This is a genomic window from Streptomyces sp. NPDC002817 (assembly GCF_053592055.1).
In genome coordinates, this window is the sequence record NZ_JBSFUY010000079.1 from 1 (window position 1) to 9,154 (window position 9,154).

Consider the following 9,154-nt stretch of genomic DNA (forward strand, 5'->3'; position numbering starts at 1 on the left):
GCTGAGTTGCCTACGTGTCACACCCAGCGTCCTACCAGGACCCGCCCCCGCACGGGACCAGAACCCAGATTGATCACAACCTCACACAGGCCCTAATGGCGTACACGTTCTGGTCCAGGCCGACACCCCTGTTGTGAGGCAGTTGCGCCAGGATGCGGCGCAGCGCCCGCCCTCAACACCTCCAGTAGGGCGTCGCGCACTGCGCGGAGTGCGGGTACGCCGTCCTGGAGCACGTGCTTCCACACAGGTATTCGGGCTCCAGTGGCACCAGGTGCAGCTGGTGCCGCGCCGCCCAGGTATGAGGGCTGTCCGGCGCACCGCGTACCTTCGGTCTCGCGCGGCTCAGGGGAGGAGGCACGGCTCGGTCCGCGCTGGTGCTCGCGGTCGGGTTGCCGGTGACGGGGCCGGTACGGGCGGAAGACGCCCCGCGCAGATTAGCGTGGTGGTGTGCGTACGATGATCGTCATCCACCGCGCTCCATACCGCCGGCGGAGGAACAACCCCGGCGTGAGGGCGACCCTGTGACGCTGCACGAGCTCTACCTGACCCTACTCATCGGCGGCGCGGTTCTGCTGGCCAGCATCGCCGCCGCCCGTGCGGCCCATCGCGTCGGGCTGCCGAGCCTGCTGCTGTTCCTGGGTGTGGGAGTCCTCGTTGGCGAGGACGTGTTCGGTCTCCGCTTCGATGACGCGCAGCTCGCCCAGGCGCTGGGCACGGCCGCCCTGGCCGTGATCCTTGTTGAGGGCGGTCTGACGTCGAACTGGTCCGATGTCCGGCGTCTGCTGTTGCCTGCCGGTGTGCTGGCCACCGTGGGTGTGGCCGTCTCCATCTCGGTCACCGCGGCCGGCGCCCATTGGCTGCTGGGCATGAACTGGCATTTGGCACTGCTGCTGGGTGCGATCGTCTCATCGACCGACGCCGCCGCGGTGTTCGCCGTGCTGCGGTTGCTGCCGTTGCCGCAGAAGGTCACCGGACTCCTGGAGGCCGAGTCCGGCTTCAACGATGCACCGGCCGTGATCCTGGTTCTGGTCCTCAGCACGGCGACCGCCGACCTGCCAGACCCGGCCCACATTGCGGGCCATCTCGTCTATGAGCTGGCCGTCGGTGGCGTGCTCGGGTTGGCGATCGGGCGCCTGGGCGCGGCTGCCTTGAGAAACATCGCCCTACCCGCTACCGGCCTGTATCCGCTGGCCACCGTCGGCTTCGGTATCGTCGCCTTCGCCGCTGCCGGAGCCGTGCACGCGAGCGGCTATCTCGCCGCCTACCTGGCCGGGCTCGTTTTGGGCAACGCCCATCTGCCGCACCGGGCCGCCACCCGCTCCTTCGCTGAGGGGGTTGGCTGGCTCGCTCAGATCGGTCTGTTCGTCATGCTCGGTCTGTTGGTGGATCCTAGTGAACTCCCCGCCGCGATCGGACCGGCCGTCGCTGTCGGCCTGGTCCTGCTGTTGGCGGCGCGGCCCCTGTCTGTCCTCGTCTGTCTGCTGCCCTTCCGGGTCCCCTGGCGGGAGCAGGGTTTCATCTCCTGGGCGGGGCTGCGCGGCGCCGTGCCGATCGTGCTGGCCACCTTTCCCATTGTCGAAGGTGTCAGCGGTGCCCGGGATCTGCTGAACATCGTGTTCGTCCTGGTCGTCATCTTCACTGTTGTCCAGGGGCCCAGCCTGCCCGCCGTCGCGCGGCTGCTGCATCTGACGAGGGCGGGTGCCCTGCGCGACATCGAGGTCGAGGTCGCCCCGTTGGACACCCTGGAGGCCGACCTGCTCACCGTGAGTATTCCCCCTGGATCACGCCTGCATGGTGTCGCTATCTTCGAACTGCGCCTGCCATCGCCGACTGTGGTCACGCTGATCGTCCGCGATGGTGCAACCACTGTCCCCGGCCACGACACCGTGCTGCGCGCCGGTGACGAACTCCTCCTGATCACCACGCCCAAGGTGCGGCAGGCAGCTGAACGCCGTCTGCGCGCGATCGGCCGACGCGGCAAGCTCGCTCGCTGGCTCGGCGAGCACGGCGGCCCGGAGAGCGGCGAACAAGCCGGCACCTGACAGCCGGGAACATCGAGAACGTCCGGCACCCGGCAACCAAGCCGAGCCGGTCAACCCGCCGCTGGTTGGAGTCGGGCGTCTTGATGCTCCACGACCTCGCGGAGAGCCTCGAAGCCGAGGGGACACGGCTGCGGCTACCCGACGGCCGGCGACTGCCCGAACTGCTCCTTGCCGAGGGAGGCCACCTGCTTCCCGGCGCCCGCTACCACCGGCGGACCGACGACGACAGTGGGCCTGACCTCGATGCGACGGTCGCGATCCTGGCCTGGGACCGCAAACGGAGGACGGCTGTGGAGCTCGTCGTGCTCGACGGCGATCCCGACAGCCCCGGATCTATGACCTGCGCGCTCTGGCTCGCGAGTGGTGAACGGCCGCGTGCGGCAAGCCTGTCGGTCAAGTGGAGGGCAGGCGGTGGGAGATGGACGAGTTACGCTGTCGGCGACGGACGGCTTCACCTCGACCTCGGCGAGTGGTGGTCCTCAGCAGCCGGCGGCGGCCGTCTTGCCGCCGCCCCGCTGACGGGCAGGCTCGACCACGGACTCGCCCGGGCCTCGCTGACCGTCGTGCCGCGTCCTGCCGACGACGGGCGCTGGCGCGTCACCGTCACGGCGCGGGTCAAGGGACGCTCATTCACACGCCCGCTGGTGCCGCTCGCCATGACTGTCGTCGGTCGGCGGGCACACGGGATCTTCGCCAAGGCGCTGGATGACGCGGCCAGGCAGTGGAACAACCGGGTGCCGGAGATGGTCCGTCAGGACACGCAGCAACTGCACTTGAAAATCACCGAGTCGCTGGGCGGCGCCGAAGCGGAACGCGCGGCGCAGGCAGCGGGAGGGACGGAGTGACGGCACGCCGGAGGTTCCTGTCGTGCCGCCCATGTCCTCCTCCGGAAGCGCGTCGGCAGCGCCGCGTGGGCTTGAAACGCCGGTGCAGGTCCGCCCCACCGAGGACGAGTGCCGCGCTTGCGGCTGCGGCTGGCACGGTGGCGTCTGTGCCGGTGTCGGCGAGGCAGGACAGTTCGGGCTGCGGTGAAGATGGGGATCCTGCGTGCGTCCTGGGCAATTTGAGCGGCTCGCCCATGACGGGAGGCTGGCCCTGGTCGACGGAGTCGGGCACAGAGCGATCGAGGTGAGGAGGCTGGTCGGCGGTGCCGTTCGCGGACTCGTTGCCCGAGACCGGGTTGCCGACGCCGACGGCGCTCACCGAGTTGCCGCTGACATTGGCTGGCAGATCCACCGGCGCCTGGATTCCGATCCCGGAAAGGACACCCGGCTAGTGTCCTGCGCCGGAGATCCGTCGGCAGAGGCGGGCGAGGGAGTCGAGGATTTCTTCGGCTGTTTTGGTCCAGATGAACGGCTTGGGGTCTTCGTTCCAATGCTTGACCCAGGTCCGGATGTCGGCTTCGAGGGCCTGGATGTTCTTGTGTGCGCCGCGGCGGATCATCTGGTGGGCGAGGTAGCCGAACCACCGCTCGACCTGGTTGATCCAGGAGGAGCCGGTCGGGGTGAAGTGCAGCTCGAACCGCGGGTGTTTGGCCAGCCAGGCCTTGATCGCCGGTGTTTTGTGGGTGCCGTAGTTGTCGACGATCAGGTGGACCTGCAGGTGCGCGGGCACTTCCTTGTCGATGCGGATCAGGAACTTCTTGAACTCCACGGCCCGGTGGCGTCGGTGCAGGGCCGTGATGACCTCGCCGGTGGCGACGTCGAACGCGGCGAACAAGGTGGTGAGACCGTTGCGGACGTAGTCGTGGGTGCGCCGCTCGGGCATGCCCGGCATTATCGGCAGCACCGGCTGGGACCGGTCCAGGGCCTGGATCTGCGACTTCTCGTCCACCGAGAGCACCACCGCACCCTCGGGCGGGTTGAAGTAGAGGCCGACGACGTCGTAGACCTTCTCGATGAACAACGGGTCCGTCGACAGCTTGAAGGTGTCCGCCAGATGCGGCTTGAGCTGGAACTGCCGCCAGATCCGGCCCACGGTGGACTTCGACAGTCCGCTGTGCTCGGCCATCGATTTCCGCGACCAGTGGGTGGCGTTCTTCGGGATCTCCTCCAGCGTCGTGACCACGACCGCTTCCACCTGATCGACACTGATGGTGGGCGGCCGGCCCGGCCTGGGCTCGTCGGCCAGACCGTCCAGCCGCTGGGCCAGGAAGCGCCGCCGCCACTTGCGCACGGTGTCCGCAGTCACCCCAAGATCCCGGGCGACCGCGACAATCGGCGGCACGTCCGGCCCCGCGCACGCCAGCACAATCCGCGCTCGCAGGGCCAGGGCCTGGGCCGATGTCGCCCGACGCGTCCACCGCTCCAACTCCGCCCGCTCCTCAACGGACAGCAGCAACGGCTCCAACTTGGGGCCCCGACGAGGAACTGACGCACCAGCAGCAGAAGACATACAACTTCTAACGATCAACTACTGGTGCAGGACACTAGTCCTGCGCATCGACCGTCGACATGGCCTCGCCGGACTCTCCAGCCTGGTCCTGCTCGGAGTCTTCCTGGGCGCAGTAGTTGCCCGCTGCAGGATTGAGCAGCCCTGCGACGCTTACGGTATTCCCGCAGGCGTTCACCGGAACGCTCACCGGCAGCTGCAGGGTGTTGCCGGCGATCAGTCCGGGCGAGTCCGCCGCGGACGCGTCGGCCGCGGAGTCGGCCTAGGCCGAAGCCGCGCCCGCCATCGCGCCGGAGACGGTGGCGAGGGCGATCACACCATTCCGGGCGGCCCGTCTCATAGGTTCCCTGCCTTCCAGATCGGATACGGGCAGACGCCCGCACCAGTGAAACGCGAGGAAAGCAATCAAGTTATGGCATATCAACCTTTCGCGGCATGAGGCGGGTGGGGCGACGCCATGTACTGCGTTGCGGTCTCCTGGCGTGCCGTCAGGGGCTGGTCACGTCGAAGCTGTAACGGAGAGGCTCGTCGCTCACCCCGTGGACGCGGCGGTACAGGTACAGGGCTTCCACGCGCGTTCCGTCGGCAGGATCTTCGACTTCGCATGGGGAGGTCACCTGGATCAGCCGCGGCCGGTCGGTGACACGCACCTTCATGCCATCAGCCGGTCCTCCGTCGAGGACCGCTATCTCGCCTGCGCTCGCCCCACCGGTGCCCATGGCGACATTCTAAGGACTGTGCGGCCCTGGCTTCACCGTCGGGTGCTGTTTTGCGAGGCGGACGGCCCGCGGGCTGCGCCGGCTTAGACCTGGGATTCCTGTATATGGGCAGAGGAGGATTCGGTGCCGGTACTTCCGTAGCCCGGCACCGGGCTTGCTCCGTCCCTGCCCACTGCATCGTGGCAGTCGTCCGGTCGGCTTCGCATTGCCGTGCACCGGCAAACCTGCTGCGCGTTTCATGCCGGATTCCCGCACCACCGTGGGGGTCTGCCACTCTTTACCCTCATGCATTAGGCATACGACAGCAGTGCGTTACAACCGAAGGGGGCCGGGTGACCGGGCGCGAGGTACCCGACGAGTATCTGGAGGGCTACGCCCGGATACTGGCTGAGGCATGTGGGACAGGCCGCCGCCTCACGAGGGGGGAGCTGGATACTCTCCGCATCCGGGGAGAACGTGCCGCTGAGGCCGGCCTCGGGCTGCGGAACCTGGTGCGCCGGCACCTGTCTGTCACCCGGGAAACCTGGCCCACGCTCGCGTCCCCGGACGTCGATGGCGTGCTTGCCGTCGTCGAGCAGGCGATCGATGCCTTCGCCGAGGGCTACGAGCGGGCGCAGAGGCTCGCCGTACGGCAGGAGGAAGGGGTGCGCCGGGAGTTCATCGACGACCTGTTGTACGGCCGTAGCGACCTGGGGCGCCTGTCGGAGCGTGCCGAACGCTTCGGGCTCCTCCTTTCCCGGGCCCACGCCGTCGCCGTCGCCCAGGGCGGCAAGCCGGTGGAGGACATGCATCCGATCACCCGGCAGGTGGAGCGAGCCCTGATCAGCAGGTTCGGGGAGCGGCGCATCCTGATCACGACGAAGGACGGGCGACTGGTCTGTATCGCTCCTGGAGAGCAGGACGAGGTCCTGGCGTTCTTCGCCAAGCAGGCACATGCGGCCACCGACGGGGGGCAGGTCGGCATCGGGCGCCCCCATCCGGGTGCTGGGGGAGTCGTCCACTCCTACGAAGAGGCTCTCAACGCTCTCGATCTGGCTGAGCGGCTGCACCTGGACGAGCCGGTGCTGCGCCACGCCGACCTGCTCGTCTACCCGGTCCTGACCCGCGACCGGTCGGCCATGGCTGACCTGGTGCGCAACACCTTGGGCCCGTTGCAGTCCGCGCGCGGGGGCGCTGGGCCGCTCGTCGAGACGTTGACCGCGTACTTCGACTCGGGGTGTGTCGCGGCCGAGGCGGCCCGCCGCCTGAGTTTGAGTGTGCGGGCCTTCACCTACCGTCTGGAGCGCATCCACAAGCTCACCGGTGCCAACCCGGCCGACTCGGTGCACCGGTACACCCTGCAGACGGCGGTGATCGGTGCCCGGCTGCTTGGCTGGCCGGACAATGACGTGTGACCAGCACAGTCGGACCCCTCGAGTGCCTCTGGCGAAACCGCACACTCGCGCATAACGTCAGGGTTCTTGAGGAACAAGAGTGAACCGGGCACGGAGTGAGGGAGCCGGAGTTGTCCTTCTTGAAGTTCGCGAGCGATGAAGTGCTCGCGATGGCGGGCACCTTGGAGACCAGTGGCGGTCAGATGAAGTCCGCGTCCAAGGAAATGAAGCACGCCGATTCCGCGCAGTTCGGGCACAGGGGTCTCGAGTCCGCCTGCGACGACTTTGCGGATTCCTGGGACTACGGCTTCGGGCAGCTGTCGAAGCTCACCAAGGGAGTGTCGAAGTTCGCCAAGAAGGCGTCCGAGGAGTTCGCCAAGCTCGATCAGACGCTGTATGACGAGCTGAAGAAGAAGCAGGGTGAGGGCAAGAGGTAGATCTGCGGCTCAGGGGCCCTGCTCCGGCACGTCGAAGGTGAACGTGCGACCGATCTGCGCCAGGCGTCCGCAGTAGGAATCGAGCAGGAACACCGAGGGCGTGGAGATCGTCGCATACACGCAGTAGTCGCGGGGTGTGGGGACGATCAACTGGAGCGAGGCCATCGGCAGCGTCGGCCGAACTGTCTCTCCTGTGCCGGCCACGTCCGCGATTCCGGTCTCGGCGGCGAAGCGTGCGGGCAGCGTCAGCAGTCTCAGTGATGCGGACATCACCCCGGGGCCTGACGGCAGCTTGGCCGCCAGCAGCATGTCCTGCCGGCCCTGCACTCCTTTGCCCAGCGGAAAGTCCAGCTCGTGCAAGTCGTGCTCATTCGCGAAGAACTTCTGCTCCTTGGCCCGGTAGATGCCCTCGGCGGCCAGCAGTCGGTCCCGGTGCCCGCTCGGCTTCACGGTGACCGCGAGCAGGCCCATGGACAGTCGCTCGTCGCCGGCCACGTCCTCGGTGCCCAGACATATCGCGGTGAGTACGACGGTCTCTTCACCGCCTGCGGACAGTCCGGGCAAGGTTGCCCGCAACTGATCGGTGGCGGAGGCAAGTTGATCCTCGTCGGCGTCGGGCATGAGCTGGGCCAGCGACTCGCCCCAGCCCTTGTCGGCGGCCGGATCGGGCAGGCGGACGAACTCGTCGGGGACGGTGTACTGGAAGGCGTACGGTATCTCGCGCGCGGCGGCGGCCTCGATGGGGCTGGATGTCATGCGGCGGTCCCGAAGTTCGAGGGCTGCAGGCCCTTGGCGAAGCTCTCTCCGGCCGAGGTGAGTGTCGCGCCCGTGTCGAACTGCGGGCCCAACGGCCCAGGGGCCATGGTCTTGGGCTCGTTGTCCGGGGCGTCGTAGTCGACGAAGCCCGCCACCGGGCCGACCACCGGGATGTCCGAGATGTTCCAGTCGTCGTCCAGCCAGCGGCCCTCGTTCGTGTTGGAGCCGAGCGCGAAGCCCGCGCCGGTGACCGTGCCGACGATGTCGAGCGTCCTGCCCGTGGCCACGTGGACCCAGCCCTGGCCGGCCATGGAGAAGCCGCGCAGTGAGTTGGCCATGCCACTGGGGATCTTCGCGATGTTCCCCCAGGTGCCGGGACCGATCCTGCCGAGCGTCGCCATGAAGCCCTCGGAGGCTCGCAACGCCCGCCCTGACTGCACCATCAGCCGGCCGGCCTGCGCGAGCTTGGCACCTGCGAGGCCCGCACCACCCGCCACCACGCCGAGTGCGTCCCAGGCGAGGGTCTGCCAGGTCACTCCCTCCGCGCCGCCGATCATCGCGGCACTGTGCGCGGCCAGAGCGCCCACGCCGACGATGAACCCGATCAGCCCGAGGGCACCCACGCCGGTGCCGAGCATCAGGGCGACCAGGCAGATCACGCCGATGACCATGGCGATGTCGGCGAGGAGGTCACCGACCAGCTTCCAGAAGTTGGGATCCGACAGGACATTCCAGGCATCGGCCAGGAAGTCCGTGAACCCGTCGACCAGGTCGTCGAACCAGCCCGGCTCCGGCGGGGCGTCGTCCGCGGCCTCCTTGACAGTGCGCGCCGTCGCGTCGGCCGCGGTGGTGTACTCCGTGTGCAGGGTGCGGGCCCGTGCCCGTACGGCCTCCAGCTCGCCGTTCGCGGTGTCGTAGGCCTTCTGCTTGCCCTTCTTGTCCTTGGCGTGTTCGTCCTGCTCCTTTTCGGACATCGACGCGGTGTCGTCCGGCAATCCGTTCAGGGCGCCCTTGGCCGCACCCACCTTCTGGGAGGCCGCAGCTGCCTCCGCCTCCAGCTTGCGGGCACGGGTCTGGAAGCCGTCCAGGCTGGTCTCCCAGTTCGACAGGGCGCGGTGCGCGGAGCTGACCGAGTCGAGTGCCCGTTTCAGATACGGCGGAATCTTCTCGACGGACTTCGTGAACGTGTCCGCGGTCTTGCCCGCCCAGATCCCGTCCGATGTGCCGATTTTGGCGAGCTGAGTCTGCGCCGTACGGCTCTCCCGGTTGACCCGTCCGATCGCGGAGACCATCAACCGCACCGTCTCCAGATCGCCGGGTGCCGGATCGAAGCCGAGATTGGGGGCTTGACCCGGAATCTTGGACACGGGCTATGCGGCTTGGGCCAGGGTAGTTGATGTTGTGTCGAGTGCCGTCTCGTAGGCGATGGGACTGCG

General features: G+C 68.0%; 10 protein-coding genes. 4 read left to right on the forward strand and 6 right to left on the reverse strand.

Going from position 1 to position 9,154, the window contains the following annotated elements; genetic code table 11:
- The first annotated feature begins 521 nt into the window (after nt 1–521).
- Both ACWD3I_RS48745 and ACWD3I_RS48750 read left to right on the forward strand, forming a co-directional pair.
- Nucleotides 522–2,042, forward strand: coding sequence for a potassium/proton antiporter (locus tag ACWD3I_RS48745; RefSeq protein WP_365413440.1), 1,521 nt, complete (start codon nt 522–524; stop codon nt 2,040–2,042).
- Between the two features lie 83 nt (nt 2,043–2,125).
- Nucleotides 2,126–2,887, forward strand: a complete 762-nt coding sequence (locus ACWD3I_RS48750; RefSeq protein WP_365413438.1) for a hypothetical protein — start codon at nt 2,126–2,128, stop codon at nt 2,885–2,887.
- Here the strand turns inward: ACWD3I_RS48750 and ACWD3I_RS48755 are convergent.
- The 4 genes from ACWD3I_RS48755 to ACWD3I_RS48770 all read right to left on the reverse strand — a co-directional run bounded on the left by ACWD3I_RS48755 (nt 2,823) and on the right by ACWD3I_RS48770 (nt 5,152).
- A complete protein-coding gene (locus ACWD3I_RS48755; RefSeq protein WP_451084452.1) occupies nt 2,823–3,278 on the reverse strand; it encodes a chaplin family protein in 456 nt (151 codons plus the stop codon). The genes ACWD3I_RS48750 and ACWD3I_RS48755 overlap by 65 nt on opposite strands.
- A gap of 36 nt (nt 3,279–3,314) precedes the next feature.
- Nucleotides 3,315–4,436 (reverse strand): IS630 family transposase, encoded by a 1,122-nt coding sequence (locus tag ACWD3I_RS48760; RefSeq protein WP_365413436.1) that lies wholly within the window; start codon nt 4,434–4,436, stop codon nt 3,315–3,317.
- Between the two features lie 34 nt (nt 4,437–4,470).
- Complete coding sequence (locus ACWD3I_RS48765) at nt 4,471–4,653, reverse strand: chaplin (protein WP_451084453.1); 183 nt, start codon at nt 4,651–4,653, stop codon at nt 4,471–4,473.
- A 268-nt stretch (nt 4,654–4,921) separates the two neighbouring features.
- Nucleotides 4,922–5,152, reverse strand: coding sequence for a hypothetical protein (locus ACWD3I_RS48770; protein WP_365413434.1), 231 nt, complete (start codon nt 5,150–5,152; stop codon nt 4,922–4,924).
- 332 nt (nt 5,153–5,484) lie between these two features.
- Between ACWD3I_RS48770 and ACWD3I_RS48775 the strand changes: the two genes are divergently transcribed.
- Nucleotides 5,485–6,546 carry a PucR family transcriptional regulator gene (locus ACWD3I_RS48775; protein WP_365413432.1) on the forward strand — a complete coding sequence of 354 codons (1,062 nt, stop codon included), beginning with the start codon at nt 5,485–5,487 and terminating at the stop codon, nt 6,544–6,546.
- 110 nt (nt 6,547–6,656) lie between these two features.
- The gene (locus ACWD3I_RS48780) at nt 6,657–6,962 is read left to right on the forward strand and encodes a hypothetical protein (protein WP_365413430.1); all 306 of its coding nucleotides are present in this window, start codon (nt 6,657–6,659) and stop codon (nt 6,960–6,962) included.
- 9 nt (nt 6,963–6,971) lie between these two features.
- On the opposite strand, the gene ACWD3I_RS48785 is transcribed toward ACWD3I_RS48780, so the two are convergent.
- Both ACWD3I_RS48785 and ACWD3I_RS48790 read right to left on the reverse strand, forming a co-directional pair.
- A complete protein-coding gene (locus ACWD3I_RS48785) occupies nt 6,972–7,718 on the reverse strand; it encodes a hypothetical protein (RefSeq protein ID WP_365413428.1) in 747 nt (248 codons plus the stop codon).
- Nucleotides 7,715–9,085 (reverse strand): putative T7SS-secreted protein, encoded by a 1,371-nt coding sequence (locus tag ACWD3I_RS48790; protein ID WP_365413426.1) that lies wholly within the window; start codon nt 9,083–9,085, stop codon nt 7,715–7,717. The genes ACWD3I_RS48785 and ACWD3I_RS48790 overlap by 4 nt, the downstream gene beginning before the upstream one ends.
- Between the last annotated feature and the right edge of the window lie 69 nt (nt 9,086–9,154).